Raw genomic sequence first — 25,854 nt, 5'->3', positions numbered from 1 at the left:
CACAATCAAAGGCGTAGCAGAAGAGAGCTACGCCTCATATCAGGTTACATATTTATTCAGCATATTTATTCGTTTAATGCTGCCTTATCTGGGGCAAGATCCTCATTGACGACTCCACTTTTATCTCCGCCAAAGTATTTGTCAAATAGTTTCTCATACTCACCATCTGATTTAATGGCCTTTAAACCATCATTGATTTTTTTCAATAAATCTGGATTCTTTTTAACTACAGCAATTCCGTAATACTCGCCAGTAGGGATGGATTGAATGACATGTACATCCTTATGACTATTGGAATAATCCGAGTTAACCGGACTATCAAACACAACTGCATCAGCGCCGCCGCTTTCCAGTGAACTATAAGCATCAGAGATATTATCGAATTGCTTAATGTTTTGAGCCGGAATACCTTTCGATATTAACAGGTCAACAGATGATGTACCTTTTTTGGTTGCAATAAGTTTAGACTTTAGATCATTTAAACTTTTAGCAGAAGAGGACGTTTTAGTAAGAACTGAAATCCCCGACTTATAGTAGGCGTTTGAGAAATCAACTACAGCTAATCGACTTTTCTTTATGGTTATTCCGGCTACTGCCACATCGACTGATTTAGCCTGAAGAGCAGGAATAAGGCCAGTAAATTGCATAGTAGAAAGTTCAACCTTCAGATTTTCTTTCTTAGCAATTGCGTTAATCATGTCAATGTCAAATCCTTGGACCTTTCCATCCTTTTCGGATTCAAATGGAGGAAAAGTTGTATCTGCTGCTACCTTAATTGTTTGCTGTGAAGAAGATCCAGTGGCGTTTGATGATGTAGTAGAAGTGCTGCCGCAACCGGCTAACAAGCCTGTGGTAAGGATTCCTGCAAGTAAAAGAGATCCATATATTTTTTTATTTTTCAAAATAAGACCCCCATTCATTTAATATATTAATGTAAAATTACATCTCTAAGTTTATTATTTATATTAATTATTTGTCAACTCAAAATATTTTTAATTGTTTTACAATTAATAATTTTATTATTTTAAGCGGCCAATCTCTCGCCGGAAGAAGTAGTAAACAATTAGAACTATTTAGATATAATTAGAAAGTTTAACAACAAGGAAAGGATCGAGGCAATTAATGATATCTGAAGAAAACTCCCTGATATTATTTAAGTTTGGGGAATTTAAATGGATAAAGAAAATTCCTTTAAATATTTCTTAACCAGTTTTTAAAGATGGATTAATCTTCAATTTGGTATATACATAGAGATAATTAATACTCTTCTTTTAAAACAGAGTACATTTTTAAATCTTGATGTTTTCTGAAAAAGCCCAATTTCTCAATTTTAATGAGGAATTGGGTTTATAATATTGGAAATTCCTTAACGTTGTAAATTCGCATTTTCCTGACTCTCCCCCTCAACCAATTCGACACAAGGGCGGACATGCATTATCATCAAGATATAAATAAACCAAAGATGCTAGTAACATGCTCGGCCTACTTCTTGGCATTTAGAAGCCCTATTCATCTTCATCCTCGTCTTCCTCATGGAATCACTTAATTAAGAAATAAGAATCCCTTAAAGCTTTATAGATCCCCCAGCCAGTTCCGTCAGCGTTTGACATATACCTAACAATAAAAGGATATCTTCTGGCTTTAAAAATGATTTGTTACATGATTTACATAGTCTTAATGCTAGTTTCATAAGTTTTTTCGGCAAACATGTTATACTGTACTTAGGAAGTACAAGATTCATATTGAAAAGATTAGCATTGTAAGGAGAATGTTTAATGAAATACAAGATTGTCATCTTAGATATTGACGGAACCATTCTTCCGCATGGAAAAACCATTAGTCACGCAACAAAGGAAGCGGTTCGGCAGTTAAAAGAGAATAATATAAAAGTTGTCATTGCTACTGGGAGAGCTCCCTATTTTGCTGAGAGCATTATTCAAGAAATAGGCGTGGATTCCATGGTCTTTTTTAATGGTGCGTATGTTCATCATGAAGGAAAAGAAATTTACCAGAATACAATTGAGAAAAATATCCTAAAGAAATTACTTCACTTGTCTCATAAATATCAACATCCTCTTACTTTTTTAGGTGGTAAAAACTTTAAAACAACTGATCTAAGCCATCCTTTCGTAATGGAGGCGTTCCAGCATGATTACTGGAAGCCAGAACTTGCACCACCTCATTTTTGGATGGAACAAGATATTTACCAATTATTCCTTCATTGTGACTTGGAGGCAGAGTTAACTTATCAATCAAAGATTCCTGAATTATCAATCAGAAGGTGGTCTTCAACAGGCTCAAGAACATGTGATGTGAATTTGGTCAATTCCAATAAAGCTGTGGGTCTAAAAATATTATTAGAAAAGCTCGGCATTGCTCCCGATGAAGCTGTTGCATTTGGAGATGGTTTAAATGATATTGAAATGCTTTCTTTGGTAGGAATGGGAGTGGCGATGGGCTCTGCCCGTGATGAAGTGAAACAAGCTGCCAAAATGGTTACACTCTCTTCAGAAGAAGACGGGGTACGATACGGTTTAGAGCGCCTCGGTTTAATCGAATCGGTTTGCCCTATCGAAAATATAGGGTAAATGTATAGCTTATATTTTTCAAGCTATGATGATTTTACCAATAACAGGATTCGTTTTTCCAACCTCACTCTAGTAATATTGATGAAAAAAAGCTTGGAGAATACGTCCAATTGGGACTGTTTTATCCAAGCTTTTTTCATTTTAATTATCTTTAAATCCCCTATTTCAATGTCCGTCTGCAGTCCGCCTTTTTATTTTAATCATTTCTTTTTCCTCACCTATTCACTTCTATTAAAAATATGAATTATTTGCAAAATTAATTTTTTTCTTATTATTTCCTTGGCATCATGTCTGATTCTTTGTTATGATTTTTCATGATTGATTGAATCATAGAAACGAGGGATGTTCATGAACATAGACCATTTTCAACCTACATTTGAATACGCAAAACAGCTGGACAAGGACGATCCACTTGCTTGTTTTCGAGAAGAGTTTTATGTTTACCCCCATTCCATCTATATGGACGGGAACTCATTGGGCCTCCTTTCAAAAAGAGCAGAGCGTACACTTCTAGAAACGTTAGAAGATTGGAAGAGGTATGGAATCGATGGCTGGACAAAAGGAAAGCACCCATGGTTCTTCATGTCAGAGAAATTGGGAGAAATGATGGCCCCCTTAGTAGGTGCTTTTGTTGACGAAGTTATTGTAAGCGGTTCCACAACAGTGAATCTTCACCAGCTTGTGGCTACTTTTTATAGGCCTAAAGGAAAACGAACAAAAATTGTAGCAGATGAACTTACCTTTCCGACCGACATCTATGCCCTACAAAGCCAGCTTCGCATCCACGGGTTTAACCATTATACCCAACTTATTCGTGTAAAAAGCAGGGATGGAAGATTAATAGAAGAAGATGACCTGATTGCTGCCATGACCGATGATGTAGCATTAATTGTCCTACCGACGGTCCTGTATCGCAGCGGTCAACTATTGGATATTAAACGATTAACTGCAGAAGCACATAAGCGCGGGATTCTCATCGGATTTGATGCTTGTCACTCTGTTGGCGCTATTCCTCATTCCTTTAGTGATTGGGATGTTGACTTTGCGTATTGGTGTAACTACAAATATGTAAATAGCGGTCCTGGTTCTGTGGGTGGTTTATACGTCAATCGAAAACATTTCGGAACAAATCCCGGACTCGCAGGATGGTTTGGTTCGAAAAAAGACATTCAATTTGACCTTGAACATACATTTATACCAGCTGAATCAGCAGGAGCCTATCAAATTGGCACGCCTCATGTGTTAAGCATTGCGCCTCTAATTGGTTCTTTAGAAATTTTTGCAGAAGCTGGCATTGAAAGGATCCGCCAAAAATCGCTTCACATCAATCAATATTTTATGAACTTAATTGAACTTGAGTTAGCAGATATGGAGTTTGTGATAGGAAATCCTAGAGAAGACGAGCGCCGCGGTGGTCATGTCTGCCTTGAGCATAGAGAAGCCGCCCGCATATGTAAGTCATTAAAAGAAAACGAGATTATTCCTGACTTCCGTGCACCTAACATCATACGCTTGGCTCCTGTTGCCCTCTATACCTCATATGAGGAAGTTTGGAGAGTGGTTCAAACCCTTAAAAAAATTATGACAGAAAAGGAATATGAAAAATTTTCGAATGAACGAGAAGTCATAGCATAAAAGAAAAACAGATGCCCCCTTTTAGTAACGAACAAACCTGGGCCCGCATTGACTAAGAACTAATAAACTACGATATTGGAGGCATATAATCATGGGAAATCCGGAGATCAACAATCAAAATCTAGAAAAAGACATTCAGACAGACTTTCATAAGGAAATGTCTTACGGTGATTATCTCAGTCTCGACATGATCTTATCAAGTCAAAATCGACTTTCCAATCATCATGATGAAATGCTTTTTATTATTATTCATCAAACGAGTGAACTATGGATGAAACTTATTATTCATGAGCTCAATGCTGCAATTCAGTGTATCCACCGTAACAATTTGGAACCCTCGTTTAAAATGCTTTCACGCGTTTCACGGATTCAGCAGCAGTTAATTCAGTCATGGAGTGTCCTTTCTACTTTGACTCCATCTGATTACATGGAATTTCGTGAAAAATTGGGTCATGCTTCAGGATTCCAATCCTATCAAAATCGTTTGATTGAATTTGCTTTAGGGAAAAAGAATCCTCACACACTTGTTGTTTATAAGCATCAGCCAGAATTATATCAGGTGTTAAACAAATCTCTTCATGAACCAAGTATATATGATGCAGCCGTTTTAGCTCTTGCAGCACATGGCCTAGTTATTGATGAAGAAGCGTTAAACAGGGATTGGTCACAAAGCTATGCCTCTAATGCTAGTGTTGAAGATGCATGGCTAACTGTTTATCGAAATACAGAGAAATACTGGGATCTATATGAGTTGGCTGAGAAGCTAGTTGACATTGGACATCAACAGCAATTATGGCGATTTCATCACATGACAACTGTTGAAAGGATTATTGGCCATAAGCAAGGTACTGGTGGTTCTTCAGGTGTCAATTATTTAAAACGGGTTCTTGACCAGCCATTTTTTCCGGAACTATTGAGTCTTCGTACAAAACTATAAAAATTGGAGGTCAAGTGCATGAATACCTGGATTGATATTTCTCAGCGGCTTGATAAAGAGGTCGCGGTCTGGCCCGGGGATACCCCTTTTCGTTATGAAGTCATTTGGAGTAAAGAGGAAAGTGGTTCTGTTAATGTAGGTCAAATTAAGATGAGCATTCATACTGGTACTCATATTGATGCTCCGTTTCACTTTGATAATAATGGAAAAAAAGTAATTGATTTAGATATCAATTTATATATTGGTAAGGCTCGAGTGGTCCACCTGCCAAATATCAAATCAATTGGAGTCAATGAATTATCAAAGCTAGATTTAGCAGGGGTAACACGCCTGTTAATCCGAACAGATACATGGAAGAACAGATATTTGTTTCCCGAATCGATCCCGCCTTTAGAACCGGAACTAGCAGCGTATCTTGCAAAGCTTGGAGTTCGACTGATTGGTCTTGATTTACCATCAGTCGATCCACTAGATAGCAAAGAACTTTCCGCACATCATGAACTCACACATAATGGAATTCATATATTAGAAGGACTTGTGTTAGACGAAGTACAGCCGGGAGATTATGAACTAGCAGCCCTCCCTCTTCCATTAGTTGATGCAGATGGAAGTCCGGTCCGTGCGGTTTTGAGGAAAATTTAACAGGAATAAATCCAATGATAGAATCAAAAAACATTAAACCAGGCATCGTGAGTTTATCGTATACTCATTCTGCTTGGTTATTTTTTTGCAAGGAAAGAAATGACTTTGGCTACTCCACCTGTCTAATTAGAATTTGTATATATTGTTAAAATTCGGTTTTTAATTTGCCGATTGGTTCCAACACAATCCTCCCACAAGATTTCACTCATTTTAACATTATCATTGGGGTATAGAATAAAGGAATTTTAGATTATCAAAAGTGTTTCTGAATTGATAAAAAATTCATAATACAAAAGTAGCATAATATATTATGATAATTATGTAAATATAGACATTAATTGACAAAGTAAGGGGATGCAGATGACATTATTATTACATGATTGGGTAACAAAAAAGGAGAAAAGGCCAGAAGATGTGTTAGATATCATCCAAGATGGAGATGATATAATTTTACCACTAGCTAATGGGGAGCCTAATATTTTACTCGATGTAATAGAAGCAAATGCTTCTTGTATCAAAGGGGTCCGTATTCATCAAATGCACGCCTTAAGACCTCGACCCTATATTTATGGGGAGATGAAGGGTTCCCTACTTCATGTCGCCTATTTTTTAAGTGGAGCAACAAGAAAAGCGTATTTACAAGGAAAATGTGAGCTCGTTCCAAATCATTTTCACTATGTTCCGAGAATTTTAGCTGAGAATACGAAAACATCACTTGTATTAGCGGTTGCTGCTCCGATGGATGAGCATGGTTATTTTTCTCTAGGTACTCAAGCGGATTATGTAGCTAGCTTCATCGGTAAGGCACCATTTTTCTTAGAAGTCAATCCAAACATGCCGAGAACATTTGGGGAAAATCAAATTCACATTAGTCAAATTGAAGGGTATTGTACGGCGACTACACCGCTATTCGAAACAAAAATTCCTGTCATTGGTGAAAAGGATAAAAAAATTGCGAGCTACATTGCCGAAAGTATTAATAATGGGGATACGATTCAAGCGGGAATAGGGTCAGTACCTAATGCAGTCATGGGGCTATTAAAACATCATCGTCATTTAGGCATTCATACAGAACTATTATCCGATGGGATTGTTGATTTAGTGGAGGTGGGGGCTGTTGACGGTACATGCAAAAACACATATATCGGGAAAATTGTCACCACTTTTGCACTAGGTTCACAACGACTATATGATTTTATCCATGAGAATCCAAGTGTCGAATTTCTACCAGTTCATATTGTAAATGATCCGAGGGAAATTGCTAAAGAAGACCATATGATTTCTATTAATGCAACAACAGAAGTAGATTTCTTCGGTCAATGTGCGTCTGAAACAATTGGTGGTAAATATTATAGCTCAAGCGGAGGACAATTTGATTTTGTAAGGGGTGCTCTTTTTGCTAGGCAAGGAAAAAGCTTTATTTGCATGCATTCAACAACAAGTGACGAAGGCATTTCACGAATTAAAGCACAATTAACAATTGGTTCGGTCGTAACAACCTCGAAGAATGATGTCGACCGGATTGTGACGGAGTACGGAGTAGCGGAACTAAGAGGAAAGAGTATTTCCGAACGGGCAAAGGCATTAATTAGAATCGCTCATCCGAAATTTCGTGAACAATTAACATATGATGCCAAAAAAAACGGCAATATTATTTAACCGTACTTTTAAGAGAAACTGGTGTCAGTCCCCTACCGCATTAAAGCGACGGGGGACTGACACCTGTAAGTCAAGTCTATACCACTTGAATTTCTTCTCTTACACTCTCTTTTTTAAATAAATATTTCAATTTAAAAAGGCTTCCGACAAAAAAGATAATAGAAAGTATTAAAACGTAAGTCCAGATATGAATAACAATTTGTGTATTCCAGACACCTAAGAAATAAAGCAATGCTGGAATAGTTAGCGTTACCCAGGACTGAACAAATGCAACGAGACCAATGTAATATTCAATTTTCTTTTTAAGCGTATTTGATAAAAAGAATAGAAACCATAAAAATGCCCACATTCCCCATGTTAATGCATTGACAACATCATGAAAATGAATCATTGCTGTAATGGTATAAACAACCGCAATTATTGCAACCCATAAACAAAACCAACCGAGACCATTTCCCTCAAGCCCCTTCAAAAAGGTTATCCCAGCATATAAATAGGTTAAGCCAAATAAAAAAATGGACGCATCATTATATAGTTCCCAATTATTTTGATTTGAAACAACGATTAAATAAAATGGAATAATCATTTGAATGGTTCCTACGAAAATATTAAAGATTCCAACACTCTTTGCTTCTGCCTTCCCTAATAGCAAAAGACTGTTGAGAAATAATACTGCACCGGATAAAAATAAACCAACAAAACCCATATAAATGTGGATGTTCAAAAGTGTCAGGCACTCTTAAACATCCTCTTTCCCTCCTTCAAAAATAGAAAAAGCAGTTTCTATTTAGAAAAGAAATTGCTTTTTCAAATGATTATTTATAAAACAATACTTACAATCACAGCTGATAATACACTAACTAATGTTGCGCCATATAATAGTTTTAATCCAAATTTCGCAACTGTGTTTCCTTGCTTTTCATTCAAGGCTTTTACAGCTCCAGCAATAATTCCAATCGAGGAAAAGTTTGCGAATGATACTAGGAAAACAGAAATAATTCCCAATGTACGAGGACTAAAATGTCCTTGAATTTTTGTTAAGTCCATCATTGCTACAAACTCATTTGTAACAAGTTTTGTTGCCATAATTCCACCAGCTTGTACAGCTTCTGAAACTGGAACCCCCATAATAATAGCAAAAGGCGCAAAGATATAACCTAAAATATCTTGGAACGAAATGTGGAAAATTATATGAAAGACATCATTGATGCCTGCCATTAATGCAACAAAACCGATTAACATCGCACCGACAATGATTGCAACTTTAAATCCATCAAGAATATATTCCCCTAACATTTCAAAAAAGGAATGTTTTTCTTCATCTCGGATAATGAGAATATCTTCTTCTTCTTTAACCGTATATGGGTTAATTATAGATGAAATAATAAATCCCCCAAATAAATTAATGACAAGTGCTGTAACAACATATCTTGGTTGAATCATTGTCATATAGGCACCGACAATTGACATCGAAACAGTCGACATGGCTGAAGCACATAGCGTATATAAACGATTAGGAGGTAATTTGCTTAGCTGCTTTTTAACGGTGATAAATACTTCTGATTGTCCAACCATAGCGGAAGCAACTGCGTTATACGACTCTAATTTACCCATACCGTTGACTTTACTTAACAATAAGCCAATACCCTTCATGATGAGTGGGAGTATTTTTAAATATTGGAAAATACCTATTAATACTGAAATAAAAATAATTGGAAGTAAGACGTTAAGGAAGAAAGACATTTCACCTTTATTGGCAAGTCCTCCAAACACAAAAGAAACTCCACTGCCAGCATATTCTAATATTTTACTAAAAACGTCTGCAAATCCTTTAATTACTACTAATCCAAACTTTGTATTTAATAATAAACTTGCTAATATTATTTGAATGATAACCATTAGGATAATCGGTTTGACTTTAATATTTTTCCGATTATTACTTGCCACGTATGCAAGTCCTAAAACAACAAGTAATCCAATGATGGCAATGATGTATTTCATGATTTCCTCCAATTTGATGTGATTTTTTCTGAGAAGTAACTTATTTTGAATCCACTTACATTTTTATGGGTAACGTTTTCATATTTACCTTTACTATCTCCTCAAATACTATAGCATATGTTATGAACAAATGTTAAATAGTATTTGAACAAAATACAAATTTATTTTTTACCATTTCTCGATAATTGTTCTAAATTGCTTTATATCAAATAAATATTCACCTAATTTAGAAAATAACTGAAATTTTGTAAAAACAAAATAGAAAAAATGTAAACGTTGACATACAATATATGACACCTGCCACGCATTCCAAAAACAAATGATACCATTGGTAAATTAATCTAAAAATTAGCTTCAGATTTTTTATTGAGTTAAAAAAAGGGTTGTATTAACCTTGCCTGTTGATTTGCGCTCCAGTCAACATAGTTTTAAAAATCAACAATGACCTTAAACACAGTCAAAAAAAAAGAAGGCCGAAGCCTCCTTTTTATTCTTCAATCTTCATTTTTGCTTTCTTGTTTCTTCGTTTCATTAGTAATTCATATACTAGCGGAACTACAATCAAGGTTAATAAGGTCGAGCTGGTTAAACCGCCGATTACGGAAATACCTAAACCTTTTGAAATCAGACCACTGCTTCCTCCTTCCATCCCAACAGCAAGTGGGATAAGGGCACAAATGGTCGCAATTGCAGTCATCAAGATCGGGCGTAATCGAGTCGATGCTGCCTCAAGGATTGCTTCCCTCGTAGATAATCCGTCCTTTTCCTTACGAACAACGCGGTCTATTAATACAATCGCATTTGTAACTACAATACCGATTAACATGAGTGCACCAATCATAACAGAGATACTGATCGTTTCCCCAGCGATAAATAAGCCGATGAACGCACCGATAATAACAAATGGAAGCGAGAAAAGAATCGCTAATGGTATCAAAGCACTTCCAAACGTAATCACTAAGATTAAATACACAATGGCAATCGCTGCAAGCATAGCTAAGCCTAACTGTGAAAATGACTGGTTAATATCTTGTGTCACACCACCCATAGATGTTTTTACCCCTGTAGGCAAGCTCAATTTATTAACTTCCTTTTGAACATCCTGACTCACCTTAGAGACATCCTTGGTTTTAATTTCGCCTGTAACACTCGCGTAAATGTCACCATTTTTTCGTGTAATGGTATCGGATGTTTGACCTTTCACTACTTTCGTGACATCAGATATTTTCACCGTCTTTCCAGTTGGTGACGTCACTGTTTTATTCGTTAAATCATCAATATTGTTATAGGTGTTTGTGTCACTTTCGAGATAGACATTCATATCTTTTCCATCTTGTTTGATAGAAGTCAAAAGTTGCTGCTGATTGTTTTGCCCTAGGGCCGAACCAATTTGAGCCGTTGTTAAACCAAGCTCACTTAGCTTTTCTTTATCAACTACAAGCGAGTACTCAACATAATTTTTTGAAAGACTTGTATCTACATTTTTGAGATTTTTGTTATCCTTCATGATGGCTTGGATTTTCGAAATGGTCGGTTTTATTTGTTCAATAGAATTTCCATAAACATTAACTGTTAGATTATTGGAGCTTCCAGAGCTTGACATATCAACGGTTCCCCATCGACCTTTAGTTGTCATTTTCTTCAGATCCGCGATCACTTTTTCCTGTTCTTTTGCAAAGTTTGGAGTGTCTTTCGCGTATTGAACAAAGAATAATGCACTATTATCTTGACCAGGTCCCATCATCATTGGATTACCGCCACCTATGGAGTACTGAACGATTTCCACATGTGAACGATGTTCGAAATACTTTTCAGCTTCTGTTCCAACCTTCTTTACATCATCAAGGGTCTGGCCTGGATTTGGACTATACGTAATTGCTATTGATTTTTGCTCATCAGAACCAATAAAGCTGACACCAATAAATGGAACAAGACATAACGAACCAACTAGTAGAAAAATCGCAATAATCGAAACGACCCATTTATGATTTAATGACCAATTGAGGATGTTTCGATAATAGGTAGCTAGCTTCCATTGCTTTTTATCATGCCTTAACTTTTGTTTAACACCCTTTTTAAAAAAGCTGTGTGCCAGCATAGGTACCACTGTGATAGCGACCAATAAGGAAGCTAACAGAGAAAAGACAATGGTTAAAGCGAATGGTAAAAAGAGTTCTCCGACCATCCCGGTAACTAAGCCCATTGGCAGGAATACGGCAATCGTTACGATCGTTGAGCTCATAATCGGAACAAACATTTCTTTTGTTGCGGAAATAATGAGTTCACGACCTTTTAATGGTTCATCCGAAAGTGACATACGACGGTAAATATTTTCAATTACAACGATGGAATCATCAATGACCCGCCCAATCGCAACCGTCATAGCACCTAACGTCATGATATTTAACGTAATCCCCATCTGATTTAGTAAAACCATTCCAATTAAAAGGGATAATGGAATCGAAACAACTGAAATGATGGTCGATTTAAAGTTTCTTAAGAAAAGCAAAATAATGATCATCGCAAAAATGGCACCTAGGATGGCCTTTTCAAGCATCGTTTTAACAGAATCTTTTATTGGCTGTGCTTGGTCCATTGTCGTCACAACATGAAGACCTGGTATATCTTTCTGAGCCTTTACAACCGCATTATGAACGGCATTCCCAACATCAACGGTGTTTGCATCTGAAGATTTAACAATTTGAACAGCAATCGACGGCTTTCCGTTAGTTCGGCTTATCGATTGCGATTTCCCAACCATGTTGATATCTGCAATATCGCTAAGCTTTACAGTTGGAAGCTGCACTTCACTTGGCGGTGCCATCATGCCTGCTCCCTGGCCTTGTCCAGCTGGATTCAAATTAGCAGATGGACCAGCAGCTTGTGGATTCGCATGCTGAGCTCCACCCAAGCCTACAATAGGAATCGGTAAATTTTTCAGTTCATCAAGGGTTGTCAATTTTCCATTCACTACAACTGATTGCTGTGTATCATTGAAATTATACAATCCCAGTGGATAATTCAGATTGTCACCCTTAATTATATTTTGGACTGTCTGTTCATCTAAACCATACTTCTCTAATTGATCTTTTTTAAAGGAAAGATCAACTTCATTTACCTCTTGTCCCGAAACATCAACTGAAGAGACACCTTTAATTCCTTGAAGACTTGGAACTAATTTATTGTTAATTGTGTCCGTCAGGCTGGCTAGCGATTGTCCAGATTGAGTCACACTCAACATAACAATCGGAAATGCATTGAAGGACAAGCGAGTTATAGTAGGTTTCTGGACGTTCTCTGGAAATTGAATTTTACTAACTGCATCCTTTAAATTATTCTCTGCTTTGTCCAAATCGGTACCATAATTAAATTCAATTTGGATAGAGGAAACGTTTTTATTGGAGCTCGATGACACATTATTCACACCGGATAAATTACGAACGACCTGTTCAACAGGCTTGGTAACTTGGTCGTCTACTTCTTGCGGTGTTGCACCAGGGTCAATCGTTGAAATGGTGATAACTGGCATTGTAATATTTGGCAAAGTCTCCATTTTCATATTCATTGAAGAATACAATCCAGCAACAGCTACTATAAGTGTTAAGAGACATAATGCAAATTTGTTAGATAAAGAAAATTGTATAATTTTTCGCATTTTTTATTACCTTTCCGCATTAACATCGAGTGTTTTTGTTTATTTGATCACCAAAGTAGGTGTTATTTTCATCCATCTATCTTCTTACAAAGACCTTTCTTTAATAATTCAATTTCTAGAGTATAATTTTTTAGTGAATCCTCAAAAGGTAATTCTCTAGCAAAATTTTGAATAAGATTGTGCATAGTCACCGCCATGAGTATTTGTATGACATGTAGTAGTTCATGCTCATCAGCGATATTTAGCTTACTTATATTTATAAAGTTTTTAATATCAATAAAATGATGATAAAATTTTTCTTCATCTGAAGATTTCAATATGGCGGTCTCTACTTTATGATTCATATTTAGAAAGGCATTTTTAAAAAAGTCTCGATTCTCTTTTTTTCTAAAATTTACAATCATGCGTTTAAACTCTACAATAAATGTATCAAAGAGATCTCCATTTGCTTTTTCTAAAGATAAAATAAAACTCTCTTTATTTTCCTCGGCGTATTGGTCTAACAAGTAAAAAAATAAATCTTCTTTATCCTCAAAATATTGATAAAAACTGCCTCTCGGAATTCCGGCAAACTTTACAATATTAGCAATCAATGCATCATTCAGTGGAACTCTTGAGAATTCTTTTATAGCAGCTTTCATTAAAGTTTCTCTTTTTTCTTTTGAAAGATTAAAAAAAGTTGGTTTTGGCACGATTTCACCCTCCAATCTATCACCAATATGACACTGTGTCATACAAAATACAAAACAAGTATATGTGACGCCGTGTCACTTGTCAATTAAGTGATGACACAATGTCCAGTTTTTATAAAATTCATCCAAAATGCAGGATCCAGATCAAAACTTTCATAATTGAAAGATTTGTTCAAATTTGTTTTTGGATAGGATAAAATAGTATTAAATTGAAGCATAACCAAATCGCAGAAAAGAGTGAGCATAATGGAACCTATTACTTTTAAAGCATTTGCAGTTACTGGTGAAATTAATTTAAACAAAATCGCGGTTCATTGCAGCATTCCCAAAAAATTCACCTGGGAAGAGCCCTTAATCCTGAGAGACGATATTCTAAAATCCATCCTCAATAAAGAGGTAAATGAATCTCAAAGAGTTCTGCTTTTCTCCTTTGGCAGCGTTGTCTTCATTAATCACTCGCACGACGATGAGATTATGGTCTTTTTAAAATACATCCATTCCTTGGTGCCGGACATCGATATCAAGAATTTTGATAGATACACTGACGATTATAGCCTTCACATTAGTGAAACCGAAAACATCGAATTGGCGGACGAATATGTGGTAGTACCTGAATATGAAATTTTCTACCCAGAATTAATTTCCACTGTGCTTGCTAAATCGGTGGCGCTCGAGAAAACGGAAGAACAACTCGGAAAGATCCACGATAAGCTTGAAACCCTGATCGACCGGCTCGAAAAAGGCAATCTCCGAATCGGCAACAAAGAACTGGCAAGGATGACCGCGAAAATCGTTCGTCACGAGTACAACACCCTTGCCTATATCATGATTCTGGATAAACCTGATATTACATGGACAAGCAAAACTGCTGGTGAATTTTACGACCAGTTAACGGAGTTTTTTGAATTAAACGATCGGTATAAAATCTTAAAGAGCAAAACCGAAATTTTATATAACATTATGGACGGTTTTTCCACCATCAGTCATTCAATCCGGGGACTATTCGTTGAATGGATCGTGGTAATTCTCATTTTTATTGAGATTATCCTGTCACTTATACAATTTTTAAAATGATTCCTTGAAATCCTTTATCGTTTCGGTGCACAAAAGAGCATTATAGAGAGTATAAATTTTCATAAAAATAAGGTTGATCCAAAAGATCGTTATAAACGACCTTTTCAAATCAGCCTCTTTAAGAGAGAAGGAGTCAATACGGAATGAACAAAATAGAAATTATAGCACGTAGAATCCTAGGCTGGAAATTAAATAGATGGGATCGATGGTATGATTATGAAAAAGGTGTTTTCATTAATGTTTCTGAGTTTCAACCCGAGCAGACCCTTGAAAATGCAATGGTAATCGTTGAAAGATTAGAAAAGTTAGGCTTTACATATACAACAAATGGAGTTTCCGAGGTTTGCTTTGATAACGTGTGCGCAACTGGAGATACTTTAGCACAAGCCATAACGAATGCAGCTTACTCAATCGCCGATAATAGCCAAGTTCCTGATGAATGGTTGTAGTTATACCAAAACTCACGACAGCTCTTAGTTATTCTATATGTGTCTAACTCATTTAGAATCCTAGCTTCAAATCGGGCAAGGATTTCTAAAAAATTTTGGATTACAATGAATGTATGCTATACTTTATCTACCATTTGCTTTACGTTATTCGCATCTCCGCCCTACTCGTACCTGAGTAGGGTTTTTTTGGCTCTGTTAAACTTGCCTGTTGATTTCCGCTCCAATCAACATAGTGGAAAAATCAACAATAAGCTGTAACAAAACCCAAACAAAAAAAGACTCTGCGAGAGAGTCTTTTTATTTATTGGTTTCAATTATGCTTTACGAACGTTTGTAGCTTGTGGGCCACGTTGACCTTGTTCTACATCAAATGTAACAGCTTGGCCTTCTTCAAGTGTTTTGAAACCTTCGCTTTGGATAGCTGAGAAGTGTACGAATACATCGTCTCCTGCTTCGCGTTCGATGAATCCGAAACCTTTTTCTGCATTAAACCATTTTACTTTACCTTGTTCCATTGTTTATATCCTCCTCGTGTGCTTTGCACACATATTGTTACTATCCTTGCTCAGGTCTTCAAGACAGAAAGTTTACCACTTTTAATCCCACCGAAAACAAAAATAATTCTTTTTCAGTATAACAGGGAAAAGCTTCTAATGCAACTAGTTGGAATCATTAAAACTCTTTGTGCATTCGAGGATACCTCGCCGATGACCTTTTTTATATATAAAGAGTGGTTTCGGGCATTGAGACTCACTATCAACGACCGTTTTTATATAAATAATGCGGTTTCGGTCGGTGAGACCCATTATCAACGACCATTTTTATAAAAATAGTGTGGTTTCGGTCATTGAGACTCTCTATCAACGACCATTTTCATAAAAATAGTGCGGTTTCGGTCATTGAGACTCTCTATCAACGACCATTTTCATAAAAATAGTGCGGTTTCGGTCATTGAGACTCCCTATCAACAATCGTTTTCTAAATAAATGTTACTCCGATTTGGATAACCTTTTTCGGAAGAAGAATGCACCAACTCCAGCTAAGATTAATGCCAATCCGCTTAATATAAAATTAAAATTAGATGTAGCTGTATTAGGGAGTGCATTTCCTTTGTCGTTGTTATCATTTGTACCTTGTGTTGTGTTATTATTCCCATTGTCGTTTCCAGGTGTTGTATTGGCGTCATTATTATTAGATGTCTGGACTGGTTGTCCCAAAGTTAAGTAACCTACCATTCCTGCTTTATTAATTCCAATATATTTATCAACGGCATTTTTTAAATCATTAATGGCAAACTTGGTTGGTTTAAAACTGTCTAGCTCATCACCAGGGTGCTGGAAGTTACTCATGATGTATGTATACCCATTAATGGCCTCTGATACCATAAGACCTGTAGCTTCTGCTCCAGCAGGGACTGATAAAATTCGAGTTAATTCTTTCGTATCTACATTATAAGCCCATACGAAGTTGTTTATATGTTTACTACTGTCTTCACCAATAAATAATGTTCTAAGTTCTTCAGAATAACTTAAATTGTCAGTGTTCGCGACTGAATTTGGATCGGCGGTATTTCCATATTCATCTGGTGTCGGTAAATCTTTACCTACAACTAATCCGTGCATATTAGCGGCAACATAGTTGCTGTTAATATTATTGCCATTTGTATCTTTTAAACCGTTTGTCAGGTTAAATTCAAATGTAACGCCGGAGTTAATTTTAGGTAAATGGATATCATCAGTTGGATCGTTGGAGTTTGCTTCCATTCCTTTACTTACATCCGTTATCGCCATATATAATTTTTTATCCTTATTGTTTGCAGCTATTCCTTCCATTTTATTGAATTCGGAAGTAGCTCCTAGCATGGCCGCATAACGACGTGGTTCTAGGAAAGCAGCAGCTTTCTCCATTCCTGGTTTTAATTTTAAATATTCAATACTACCATAAGAATATTGTTTCACAGCGGTGAAACCATCCTGAGGTTTATCGGAAACATCAAATATATCGCTGAATTTAATCGGTTGACCGTTAGCGCCGCCCTTATCAATGATGTTTTTTACTTCATCATCCGTTGCATGGCCTAGCTTAATCCAGTTTATGTTTCCACTTCCACCATTTTCGGTTCCAGTTTGGGCAAATTTAGCTGCGTATAATGTCCCTGCAGACAGGTCTGCCTCCTTGTCCGCTATATACATAAACATAGTCGTATATGAACCGTCATCACCAAAATATGCAGTACGCTTGTCATCCATGAAGCGCATTAGCTCATTGGACTTTCTTCCAGCACTATAGTGCTTTACTACTTTTGTTGTGCCGGTCGGACTGACTGTCACTTCTGGAATGAATCCATAGAAATATGGATTTGCTTTTGCTTCATCTCCAAAGTAATATTTGGCAAAAGACTTTACGTTTGTTGGATCAGAAGTTGGATTGCTCTCAAACTTGCGAGCATCTGGTTCATATTCTTCAGAGCCTAAGTGAGTATTCCACGGTGTAAGGGAACCATTACAAGGAATCCAAATACCATTTCCTGCTGACATATCGGCTTTAACTGCATCCATTAATTGTAATTCGCCTGTTTGTGTATTTTGCATTAACTTTGAAACAGTCATAGAAGCAGGTACAACCCCATAAGCAGACTTGCCAGTATGATCTATAGTTTGATACTCATAATGAGTTACTAAATATAAAGAATTGTCATTCCCCATTGGACGCATTAAGCTGTTAGAGTCCGGCGAATCAGAAATAAATGGAACTACATCTGTTGGAACACTGTGGTCCATTATAGGGTTTCCATTCACATCGATTGGAGTACCAGCAGCGATTTTTTGACCTTTGTTTGTGACAATTTTATCATTCGTTTGGAAAAGCTTATTGTAGACTAATGGAAAAGTCTTTGTTTCTCCATTTGAATATGTAACATTTACAGAAGCCTTCGATTGTACACTTGCCATTTCATCTAATGTCTTCGGAGCTTCCATTCCATTGAATTTTACTGACTTAATTTTTACCTCTTCTGCTGCCTGAAAAGGAGTTGCCGCTGGGATCATTAAACTCAATGTAAGCCCCAATGTTAGCCCTGCTGAAATAATTTTCTTCTTTTTCACTTTCTCCATTCCCTTCTCGCTCCCTTTTTTTCTATCATTTTACTATTTAATTAAACTATTACATTATTAACAATACGTTTATTTATTGTAAATTTTTAGTTAATTAATCATTAGTGCCTGACACCTACCACACTATGATCAAAAAAAGTGCCTGACACCCATGGCGTTATAACGTCATGGGTGTCAGGCACCTTATGCTAGTTTTCTTTTTTATTGCCTTAGCATTTGAATACGCTTGTTAAATAAGGTTGGATAAGATAAAAAGCCGATACTAATGCTAGTGACAACTGCTGTTGTTAATAATAGGAAAAGAATCAATAACTGAAACTGCACAGCTTGAATGGGATTGGCACCTGCAATAATTTGACCACTCATCATTCCTGGAAGTTGAACGAGACCAATTGTTTTCTGGCTTTCAATGGTTGGAATAGTGCTTGCTTTGATGGAGGTGATCAAGGATGTATGGATTGCCTGCTTTGGAGTTCCACCAAGTGACAAAATCAGTTCCGTTTCATCCTGACGTGCTTCAACTTCTGCAGTGAACCTATTAAGAAACAAGATGGCTAGCACCATGGAATTCCCGACGACCATCCCACTAATAGGAATTATGTATTGTGCTGTTGAAGGTGTAATGTGAAATCCGAGCAGGATTGCTTGGGTCAGCACTTCAACGAACACGAAGGTTACCACCAGTTTCCATGTCATGCCCTTAATGGATTTTCCTTTTTTTCTTGTATTTTGTGTTGCTGCTCCAATCATGAGCATCAACATTAGGATAATAAAAATATAATTGTTTGAAGCAAATACGAATTTCAAGATATACCCGACAATCAATAATTGTAATGTCGATCGAACGGTTGCAATGATGGTATCCTTTTCTAATCCTAGATTCAATGTTTTCGATAAAATAAGCGGGATTAGAACGAAAATAAGGGCAATTGCTAAAGTTAGATAACTCATTCCATGTCCCCCCTTACAAAGCGTTGTATTCTTTCATCTTTAGGATGTTGAAGGATTTCACTTTCCCCGATCTCAACCACTTCTCCACCCATCATAACCCAAGAATAGTTTCCAATCGAAACTGCTTGGTCTAAATTATGGGTGATCCAAACTACGGTAGTTGAGTATTCTTTATTAATTCTTACTATAAGTTCTTCAATATCCTGTTGGGATACTCGGTCAAGCGAAGATGTTATTTCATCAAGCAACAGTACCTTTGGCTTGTTAACAAGTGTTCGGGCAATGGAAACTTTTTGACGCTGACCACCGGATAAATCCATCACATTTCGGTGCAGGAATCTTTCTTCTAGGCCGACCATTTTTAATAATTCCTTCGCTTTCTCATCAGTTAGCTGCATTCCTTGTAAAGTCAAGGGCAGTGAAAGATTTCTCCAAACACTTCCGCTTATCATCGTTGCACTTTGGAGGGCAAGCCCCACTTTCCTACGCAATTCGACTGGGTTATAATTTTCAATCTTTTTCCCTTTAATAAAAATTTCACCTGAATCCGGAGATATCAGTCCATTACATAATTTTATTAACGTTGTCTTCCCTGCTCCAGAAGGACCGACAAGTGTAGTGATTTTGCCCTCGATAAATGAGCCTGTAATATCTTTTAAAATTGGCACATCGCCAGATGTATAATACACATGCTCAAATCTAATCAATTCATTTTCGTTTGACATCAATGGTTCCCCTTTATTAATTCCTGTCTACTGCTTACTATCTATTCCAAGATGAATGAAATCATCCTTTATTATAACCGTTTGGATATGTTAAAAAAACTTTTCTATGATCCCTTCTTACTGACTGCTTCTTTAATTCCCTTTGCCAATTAAAAAATATAGATAATGAAAAAATATTTTATAAAAATAATTAAGCTGACCCGAATATCATTTCAGGTCAGCCTTTTTAAAGTTATCTTCTATGTGTAAAATCCACTAATCATACCAAAGTAATGTCTGAAAACGGTTTCAAAAATCTTTAATCTAAACACTAAAACGACTCGGGTCTGCAAATTTTATTTATCCTGCTGTAAGCGAGTAGGATACTTTTCCATCAGAACCGATATCGACTAATGCTCCGCGCAGCATGCCTTGGTCATAGTCTGTGCCGGCATTGATGCAGACGGTTCTACCAATCGTTGTTACTCCACGGCTTTCGTGAACATGACCGTGTAAAGAGAGTAATGGTTGATATTTCTCAATTGCTTGACGAACAGATTTACTTCCAGTAGGTGCTGTCGCTAAGGCATCTCCATCCAAGACTGGCTTTAACTCTTCATCATACAAGGTCCCTTGATCCAAATCGGTATCGTAAGGTGGGATATGAATATTAAAGATGCATTTATCCATATCCTTCACTTGCGCTGCCAAACTATCAATCTTATCTGCTAATTCTTCTTCACTAAATTCACGTGGATATTGAAATACACTTGGTTTGCCGCCGCCTAATGAAAGGATTTCATATCCAGCCATCTCGATTATTTTTCCATCGCCATTTTGAATATACGTTCCTGAGGTTAAAATCTCATCAAGATAAAAGTCATCCACACTACCAGGAATGCAGATACACGGGATCCCGGCAGCTTTAAATCTTTCATCGGCCAGTTCAACCCACTGTTTCAAAACTTCGATTTGCTTTTCTTTAATGATTCGTTCAGCATCTTCCTCGGTTAATTGATTTAGTTCCGACTCTGTTATGACGAGTGGATAAAATCCAGCATCCCGTAAATTCCTTTCTAAATCTGGGAGTTCTTTCACTTTTTTCACCTTCACAGTTGAACCGTAATATTTACAAGTATATACTCCTGATTTTTTCACAATCGGTACAACCATTTTACCAGTAAAGTCGCCACCATATAAGACTAGGTCAGCTTTATAAAACGGACCGGCATTCGTAAATTTCCGAAAGGCTGTTTCTCCACCATGCAGGTCCCCTGCATAAAAAATCTTCAAATCCCTCACCCCATATCAATTTTGGAAACTCACATTCAATCTCAAAAACTATTAATCAGAAGGTATTTCCTGGAATTGGATATCAATATCAATCCCCTTTTTTGCGTGAGAACGTTTCATCAAAAAATAGACAAGAATGGGAATTAACATTAATAATAGGGAGACTACAATCATCGTAAACGGTAAATCTCCTCTAAAAAATGGAATGAGAAGGTAGTAACAAATGGAAACACTGATGGCAAGCGTCAGCCAGCCTAAAATTGTTACTAAATTCACGCCCAAGAATTTTGTTTTGACAACGGGCGGAGAAGAGTTGAACAATACTTTCTTTCGGCTTGCAAAAAGTATTCCAGAAATCCCCAAAAAGATCCACGCTAAAAACCAGGTGAAAATGGTGTAGGCGATATTGGCTGTCCATGATGGTAAGAAAATATCAAGCATTAGGAACACCCAAGCGCCCACAATAACGGTTCTTAAAGCATAGGTTGGTGAATTTGTCTTTGGATTCAACTCCATAAATTTACTGGGGATTAAGCGGTCAAATGACCAGGCCACAATATTTCGGGATGGTCCAAATCCTAAGCCTGCTGCTGAACCAAAGGTGGCGATCGCGAAACAGACAGCAATTAAAAATACAAAAATCGGATTCTTTGTCATAATTCCAATCATTATTGTGATAAATGGATCATACCCCTTAAATGGATAGGCATCATGTCCTGAATTGTAAAGATAATACAAGCTGTTTGACCAAACATCGCCAAAGTTAAGATATGACATTAAATAGAAAATCGCCCAAACAACCATTAAAATCGTCAGTGATCCAAACAATGCAAGCAGCTGGGACTTCTGCACGTTACGAACCTCACCGGCAAGATTGGCCCCAAAAGTGGAACCTAGAGTATTTAATATAATATAAGTAGAACCAGCCATCACCGTTGCACCGAACAGGAATTTTGTCGGATAACCATCAGCTGCAGCAAGCTTAATGACATCACCGTATGCCAAGCCAGACAAATGAGTAAAATTATTCGCAAATGTTCCTTGACCAGTGATGAGGTTTGCTACAATAAAGACAACTGCCCCAGCGAGTGTTGCACCTAAGGTTAAATAGGCCAATCTTACCATCCACTTTGTTCCTTTATAATAGATAAAGTAAATGAACAATAGCAAAGCGGTTCCGATAATGGCATGCATCCAATTTTTATTAAAAAACTCTGCTAAATGGAGCCAAGTTGTGTCATTTCCATTGATCAACGCAATCGAATAAAAGAATTCGACGATGGACCATTTGATAATCCAATTCAAGAGGATTCCAGTCCAAGAGATTGAGGTAAAGGTGATCATAAAACTTGCCATAAGACCTACTGACGGGTGTAGAATCCGACTAATGTAAATATATTCCCCACCGGACCGAGGCATAGAGACTGAGAATAACCAATAAAGACCTGCAATAATAAACATCTGGGCTACTGTTAAAATGGCCCAAACCATGTGGGCACCTGGATACAAAAATGGCGCCCACATAATATAAACGAGCGCAAACATTAAACCTGGATTTGCTGCAGAGTAAATCATTGTATCAATTGGACTGATTTGCCTTGCAACGCCAACCGTTGATTTCTGTTCAAACAACGCTAAACCAGCTTTCGACATTCTTCATCCCTTCCCTCCAATAGGTTGCAAACGGATTAATCACCGAAAATTTTATCCATCATCATTCCTAACTAATTAACAATTGTTTTAGATGAGTGAATGTATTCTTAAAGTGTTTTCGATAAATTTTTATAATATTCTAATAATTTATTTTAAAAATTTTTTCAACCTTCTTTATTTCAATGATGAGCGATTTTCTTTAGAAAAAACCGTTGAGGAAGTGAACTGATTCCATTTTTTGATTTCCTCTTGTGTTAGCGGTTTATATTCAGGATCCTCCTTTAGCGAGGAATTTGACTTTTTGGAAAATCCGATTGAGATTTCATCCCATTTTTGTAACTCTTCGTGTGTAAGAGGAACATAATGTTCTTCAGAAGGATTTGAATACTCTTCTAACTTTGAGAGCACTAATTTTGTGATTTTTTCAACTAACTCCTGATCCATTTCCTCACCTCCTCGCTGTAACCTGATCACAAGCTTTTTCCAGGTACTAAATTTCCATCTTTTCTAAGTATTTTTTTGCCAACTCGTCTGTCTCTTCGGTAAATGCACTCCCCAACTCCCGAGTGGTTTCATTATGGCGGCTGCCTACCCAAGCTATTAGCTGTAATCTGCGCATTAAAATAAAGGTAGGAATTTCAAGCTCCTCCTCTTGCGAAAGAGAACGAACCTTGCGATATCCCTTCAGCCAGGCGTTAATTAAAGTAGGAATATAAGGTTTGTGTTCTATAAAACTTAAAGAGGTAGCTAAATCATATAAATACCAGCCAAATCCACAATCATCAAAATCTATTATTTTGATTTGCTGGCCATCAACAAGCAAATTAGCAAGTCGTAAATCGGAATGAATTAATCCGTATCGGCTTTGACTTTTTCCAAAGAGAGCTAATCTTTGTTTAATTTTTTCTGATACTTTCTCAAACAGCTCTAAACGATCATCTGTCATTGCTAAGCCATCCTGCCATCTTCCCCACTTCGGTTTTGTTCCCAAAATCGAAGTGTAGTCCCATTCGATGCGTTTCATTTGTTGAAGCTGATGGCGATTCAGAATGCTGTACTCATGCAATTGAGCCGTAATATCACCTAGAACCTCAAATTGACTGATGAGATCATGTTCATTCTCTTCATTTGGAGCATCACCTTCTAAGAATGTAAATAAGGCACAGAAGTGTGATATATTTTCGTCTTCTACCTCTTGAACATATTCACCATTTTCTCCTACAATCGGCAATGAAACCTTTATCGAAGAATGTTTATTAATCAATTTCAACCATTCAAGTTCACTTTCGATTTCTGTTTTTGAATGATATAACGGGCGCCCAACCCGTAAAATATATTTTTCACCTGTGGTAGTGTTCACTAAAAAAGTGGCATTTTCGGAATAATTTAATAGTTGAATCGTAGATTGAGATAATATGGGGTAAAATTTAACGGCATTGCCTGCTATCCTTGTAAATTTTTCGATTGATTCTTTCAAAGGGTCAAAAGAGGTATTACTCACATTTTTTCCTCCTTCATAGATGTTTTAGCTATAGTTATAAACCATTTTCACAGCTTGTTTTATACTTTGTTCACATCGTGACAGTAATTCGTCACAATATCCTTTATCTAAAAGAAGTCCTGGCTTAAACTGCAGTACTCGATTATCTAGCATCGAATAAATGGCCCATACGCCATTTTTATAGAGAGACTGCATGACATAGATAGCGCCTTTCGGGTGGCTAAATTCCAGCCCCATGACCACACCTAATTGACGAATACCCACAAAAAAATCTGAATATTGTTGTTTGATTTGTTCAAGTCCTGTTCGAACGTATCGGGCAACAAAATCGACATTTTGTCTTACTTCCTGCCGCTGTGAAATTTCTAGCACCTTTAATGCGACAATACATCCAAGCTCCGAACCGCCGAATGTAGAAATATGGGCAAAGCCATCCTCATTCATCCAATTACCTGCTTTTTTGCTGACAACTGTAGCTCCGATTGGATAAATACCACCACTTAAGCCTTTAGAGGTGACCAAAATATCCGGTTCTACCCCGTAATGTTCAATTCCCCACAGTTTTCCCGTCCGCATTAACCCTGTTTGGACTTCATCTGCCACAAATAATGTACCATATTTTTCACACATTCTTTTAACAGAATTGAGATAATCTCTCTTCGGCATTGGAAATCCGTAAGTTGCTGGAACCGTTTCGATCACCACACCTGCAACTTCTTCAAATCGGAGTGCCTGCTCCATTGCTTCTATATCATTAAATGGAACATGAAGAAACTCATCCGGATCCCCTTCACTTAAAAATGGACGGGAATATCGTTCGTTCCCTAAGGAAACAGCAAGTCCGGTATGACCATGGTATCCATTTTGAATGGAAACGATTTTTTTCCGTTTCGTTGCATATCGAGCACATTTAATCGCAGCGTCTATCGCCTCACTTCCACCACTGGAGAAAATCGTATAATTAAGAGCATCCGGTGTGCATTTGGCCATTTCTTTAGCAAGCTTGGCCCGTGTCATCGCAGGAAAATGATGATTTCCGATATCAAAATCATCTAAAGCTTCTTTTAACGTTGCAATGATTTCTGGATTTCGGTGACCCAGATTATACGTACCTCCATTCAAATGGACATCCATTAACTGCTTTCCATCCATATCGTAAAAATAATAGCCTTCCCTTTTGTCCATAACTAAATCAATTCCGTCTTTTTGCCATTGACTCGTTTTACCTGGATTCCACCAATTGATCGAATCTTCTAGGACACCCTTTTTACTCGTCCATTCAAACATTTCTGCTAATCTCACTCCTT

General features: G+C 37.0%; 22 protein-coding genes. 8 read left to right on the top strand and 14 right to left on the bottom strand.

The window, feature by feature from the left end:
* Window positions 1–65: 65 nt before the first annotated feature.
* Entirely contained in the window at window positions 66–902 is an 837-nt protein-coding gene (locus tag BN1082_RS13635; protein WP_176699786.1) for a basic amino acid ABC transporter substrate-binding protein, read from the bottom strand.
* Window positions 903–1,775: 873 nt separating this feature from the next.
* Here BN1082_RS13635 and BN1082_RS13630 point away from each other — a divergent pair.
* The 5 genes from BN1082_RS13630 to BN1082_RS13610 all read left to right on the top strand — a co-directional run bounded on the left by BN1082_RS13630 (window position 1,776) and on the right by BN1082_RS13610 (window position 7,461).
* Window positions 1,776–2,588 carry a Cof-type HAD-IIB family hydrolase gene (locus BN1082_RS13630; protein ID WP_090635158.1) on the top strand — a complete coding sequence of 271 codons (813 nt, stop codon included), beginning with the start codon at window positions 1,776–1,778 and terminating at the stop codon, window positions 2,586–2,588.
* A 348-nt stretch (window positions 2,589–2,936) separates the two neighbouring features.
* Window positions 2,937–4,223, top strand: coding sequence for a kynureninase (gene kynU, locus BN1082_RS13625; RefSeq protein WP_090635157.1), 1,287 nt, complete (start codon window positions 2,937–2,939; stop codon window positions 4,221–4,223).
* A gap of 91 nt (window positions 4,224–4,314) precedes the next feature.
* On the top strand, window positions 4,315–5,160 hold the full coding sequence (gene kynA / locus BN1082_RS13620; protein WP_090635156.1) for a tryptophan 2,3-dioxygenase: 846 nt from the start codon (window positions 4,315–4,317) through the stop codon (window positions 5,158–5,160).
* A gap of 18 nt (window positions 5,161–5,178) precedes the next feature.
* Window positions 5,179–5,802: an arylformamidase gene (gene kynB, locus BN1082_RS13615; RefSeq protein WP_090635155.1), complete on the top strand. Its 624-nt coding sequence runs from the start codon at window positions 5,179–5,181 to the stop codon at window positions 5,800–5,802.
* A gap of 360 nt (window positions 5,803–6,162) precedes the next feature.
* Window positions 6,163–7,461 (top strand): acetyl-CoA hydrolase/transferase family protein, encoded by a 1,299-nt coding sequence (locus tag BN1082_RS13610; RefSeq protein WP_090635154.1) that lies wholly within the window; start codon window positions 6,163–6,165, stop codon window positions 7,459–7,461.
* A 76-nt stretch (window positions 7,462–7,537) separates the two neighbouring features.
* On the opposite strand, the gene BN1082_RS13605 is transcribed toward BN1082_RS13610, so the two are convergent.
* The 4 genes from BN1082_RS13605 to BN1082_RS13590 all read right to left on the bottom strand — a co-directional run bounded on the left by BN1082_RS13605 (window position 7,538) and on the right by BN1082_RS13590 (window position 13,809).
* Entirely contained in the window at window positions 7,538–8,167 is a 630-nt protein-coding gene (locus tag BN1082_RS13605; protein WP_090636466.1) for an AmiS/UreI family transporter, read from the bottom strand.
* 113 nt (window positions 8,168–8,280) lie between these two features.
* Window positions 8,281–9,462, bottom strand: a complete 1,182-nt coding sequence (locus BN1082_RS13600; protein WP_090635153.1) for a NupC/NupG family nucleoside CNT transporter — start codon at window positions 9,460–9,462, stop codon at window positions 8,281–8,283.
* Between the two features lie 487 nt (window positions 9,463–9,949).
* Complete coding sequence (locus BN1082_RS13595; protein ID WP_090635152.1) at window positions 9,950–13,117, bottom strand: efflux RND transporter permease subunit; 3,168 nt, start codon at window positions 13,115–13,117, stop codon at window positions 9,950–9,952.
* A 68-nt stretch (window positions 13,118–13,185) separates the two neighbouring features.
* Window positions 13,186–13,809 (bottom strand): TetR/AcrR family transcriptional regulator, encoded by a 624-nt coding sequence (locus BN1082_RS13590; protein ID WP_090635151.1) that lies wholly within the window; start codon window positions 13,807–13,809, stop codon window positions 13,186–13,188.
* Window positions 13,810–14,055: 246 nt separating this feature from the next.
* Here BN1082_RS13590 and BN1082_RS13585 point away from each other — a divergent pair, with 246 nt between their 5' ends.
* Window positions 14,056–14,883, top strand: a complete 828-nt coding sequence (locus tag BN1082_RS13585; protein WP_090635150.1) for an RMD1 family protein — start codon at window positions 14,056–14,058, stop codon at window positions 14,881–14,883.
* 143 nt (window positions 14,884–15,026) lie between these two features.
* Window positions 15,027–15,332: a BC1872 family protein gene (locus BN1082_RS13580; protein WP_090635149.1), complete on the top strand. Its 306-nt coding sequence runs from the start codon at window positions 15,027–15,029 to the stop codon at window positions 15,330–15,332.
* A 314-nt stretch (window positions 15,333–15,646) separates the two neighbouring features.
* On the opposite strand, the gene BN1082_RS13575 is transcribed toward BN1082_RS13580, so the two are convergent.
* Window positions 15,647–15,847 carry a cold-shock protein gene (locus BN1082_RS13575; protein ID WP_090635148.1) on the bottom strand — a complete coding sequence of 67 codons (201 nt, stop codon included), beginning with the start codon at window positions 15,845–15,847 and terminating at the stop codon, window positions 15,647–15,649.
* 138 nt (window positions 15,848–15,985) lie between these two features.
* On the opposite strand from BN1082_RS13575, the gene BN1082_RS27520 reads away from it, so the two are divergent.
* Complete coding sequence (locus BN1082_RS27520; protein WP_176699785.1) at window positions 15,986–16,159, top strand: hypothetical protein; 174 nt, start codon at window positions 15,986–15,988, stop codon at window positions 16,157–16,159.
* A 162-nt stretch (window positions 16,160–16,321) separates the two neighbouring features.
* Here BN1082_RS27520 and BN1082_RS13570 read toward each other — a convergent pair whose 3' ends face one another.
* The 8 genes from BN1082_RS13570 to BN1082_RS13535 form a co-directional block, all read right to left on the bottom strand.
* Window positions 16,322–18,445, bottom strand: coding sequence for an LPXTG cell wall anchor domain-containing protein (locus BN1082_RS13570; protein ID WP_176699784.1), 2,124 nt, complete (start codon window positions 18,443–18,445; stop codon window positions 16,322–16,324).
* Window positions 18,446–18,646: 201 nt separating this feature from the next.
* Window positions 18,647–19,396 (bottom strand): ABC transporter permease, encoded by a 750-nt coding sequence (locus BN1082_RS13565; RefSeq protein WP_090635147.1) that lies wholly within the window; start codon window positions 19,394–19,396, stop codon window positions 18,647–18,649.
* Window positions 19,393–20,121, bottom strand: coding sequence for an ABC transporter ATP-binding protein (locus BN1082_RS13560; RefSeq protein ID WP_090635146.1), 729 nt, complete (start codon window positions 20,119–20,121; stop codon window positions 19,393–19,395). Before BN1082_RS13560 ends, BN1082_RS13565 begins: the two co-directional genes overlap by 4 nt.
* 339 nt (window positions 20,122–20,460) lie before the next feature.
* The gene (locus BN1082_RS13555) at window positions 20,461–21,393 is read right to left on the bottom strand and encodes a metallophosphoesterase family protein (RefSeq protein ID WP_090635145.1); all 933 of its coding nucleotides are present in this window, start codon (window positions 21,391–21,393) and stop codon (window positions 20,461–20,463) included.
* A 51-nt stretch (window positions 21,394–21,444) separates the two neighbouring features.
* Entirely contained in the window at window positions 21,445–23,046 is a 1,602-nt protein-coding gene (locus BN1082_RS13550; protein ID WP_090635144.1) for an APC family permease, read from the bottom strand.
* A 174-nt stretch (window positions 23,047–23,220) separates the two neighbouring features.
* Window positions 23,221–23,490, bottom strand: coding sequence for a hypothetical protein (locus BN1082_RS13545; protein WP_090635143.1), 270 nt, complete (start codon window positions 23,488–23,490; stop codon window positions 23,221–23,223).
* A gap of 46 nt (window positions 23,491–23,536) precedes the next feature.
* Window positions 23,537–24,547 (bottom strand): phosphotransferase enzyme family protein, encoded by a 1,011-nt coding sequence (locus BN1082_RS13540; protein ID WP_090635142.1) that lies wholly within the window; start codon window positions 24,545–24,547, stop codon window positions 23,537–23,539.
* Between the two features lie 24 nt (window positions 24,548–24,571).
* A complete protein-coding gene (locus BN1082_RS13535; protein ID WP_245640427.1) occupies window positions 24,572–25,849 on the bottom strand; it encodes a class-III pyridoxal-phosphate-dependent aminotransferase in 1,278 nt (425 codons plus the stop codon).
* Window positions 25,850–25,854 lie beyond the last annotated feature (5 nt).

The sequence above is a fragment of the Neobacillus massiliamazoniensis genome, from assembly GCF_001048695.1.
GTDB classification, from domain to species: domain Bacteria; phylum Bacillota; class Bacilli; order Bacillales; family Cytobacillaceae; genus Neobacillus; species Neobacillus massiliamazoniensis.
Note: the sequence above shows the minus strand (reverse complement) of the source record. Positions and strands in the feature narration are given on the sequence as shown.

Excerpts from the sequence above, each read along its gene's own strand:
- BN1082_RS13585 (WP_090635150.1), top strand. The coding sequence starts at position 14,056 with ATGGAACCTATTACTTTTAAAGCATTTGCAGTTACTGGTGAAATTAAT.
- BN1082_RS13605 (WP_090636466.1), bottom strand. The coding sequence starts at position 8,167 with ATGGGTTTTGTTGGTTTATTTTTATCCGGTGCAGTATTATTTCTCAAC.
- kynB (WP_090635155.1), top strand. The coding sequence starts at position 5,179 with ATGAATACCTGGATTGATATTTCTCAGCGGCTTGATAAAGAGGTCGCG.
- BN1082_RS13545 (WP_090635143.1), bottom strand. The coding sequence starts at position 23,490 with ATGGATCAGGAGTTAGTTGAAAAAATCACAAAATTAGTGCTCTCAAAG.
- BN1082_RS13600 (WP_090635153.1), bottom strand. The coding sequence starts at position 9,462 with ATGAAATACATCATTGCCATCATTGGATTACTTGTTGTTTTAGGACTT.
- BN1082_RS13595 (WP_090635152.1), bottom strand. The coding sequence starts at position 13,117 with ATGCGAAAAATTATACAATTTTCTTTATCTAACAAATTTGCATTATGT.
- BN1082_RS13570 (WP_176699784.1), bottom strand. The coding sequence starts at position 18,445 with ATGGAGAAAGTGAAAAAGAAGAAAATTATTTCAGCAGGGCTAACATTG.
- BN1082_RS13560 (WP_090635146.1), bottom strand. The coding sequence starts at position 20,121 with ATGTCAAACGAAAATGAATTGATTAGATTTGAGCATGTGTATTATACA.
- kynA (WP_090635156.1), top strand. The coding sequence starts at position 4,315 with ATGGGAAATCCGGAGATCAACAATCAAAATCTAGAAAAAGACATTCAG.
- BN1082_RS13610 (WP_090635154.1), top strand. The coding sequence starts at position 6,163 with ATGACATTATTATTACATGATTGGGTAACAAAAAAGGAGAAAAGGCCA.
- BN1082_RS13550 (WP_090635144.1), bottom strand. The coding sequence starts at position 23,046 with ATGTCGAAAGCTGGTTTAGCGTTGTTTGAACAGAAATCAACGGTTGGC.
- BN1082_RS13580 (WP_090635149.1), top strand. The coding sequence starts at position 15,027 with ATGAACAAAATAGAAATTATAGCACGTAGAATCCTAGGCTGGAAATTA.
- BN1082_RS13565 (WP_090635147.1), bottom strand. The coding sequence starts at position 19,396 with ATGAGTTATCTAACTTTAGCAATTGCCCTTATTTTCGTTCTAATCCCG.
- BN1082_RS27520 (WP_176699785.1), top strand. The coding sequence starts at position 15,986 with ATGCAACTAGTTGGAATCATTAAAACTCTTTGTGCATTCGAGGATACC.
- BN1082_RS13575 (WP_090635148.1), bottom strand. The coding sequence starts at position 15,847 with ATGGAACAAGGTAAAGTAAAATGGTTTAATGCAGAAAAAGGTTTCGGA.
- kynU (WP_090635157.1), top strand. The coding sequence starts at position 2,937 with ATGAACATAGACCATTTTCAACCTACATTTGAATACGCAAAACAGCTG.
- BN1082_RS13630 (WP_090635158.1), top strand. The coding sequence starts at position 1,776 with ATGAAATACAAGATTGTCATCTTAGATATTGACGGAACCATTCTTCCG.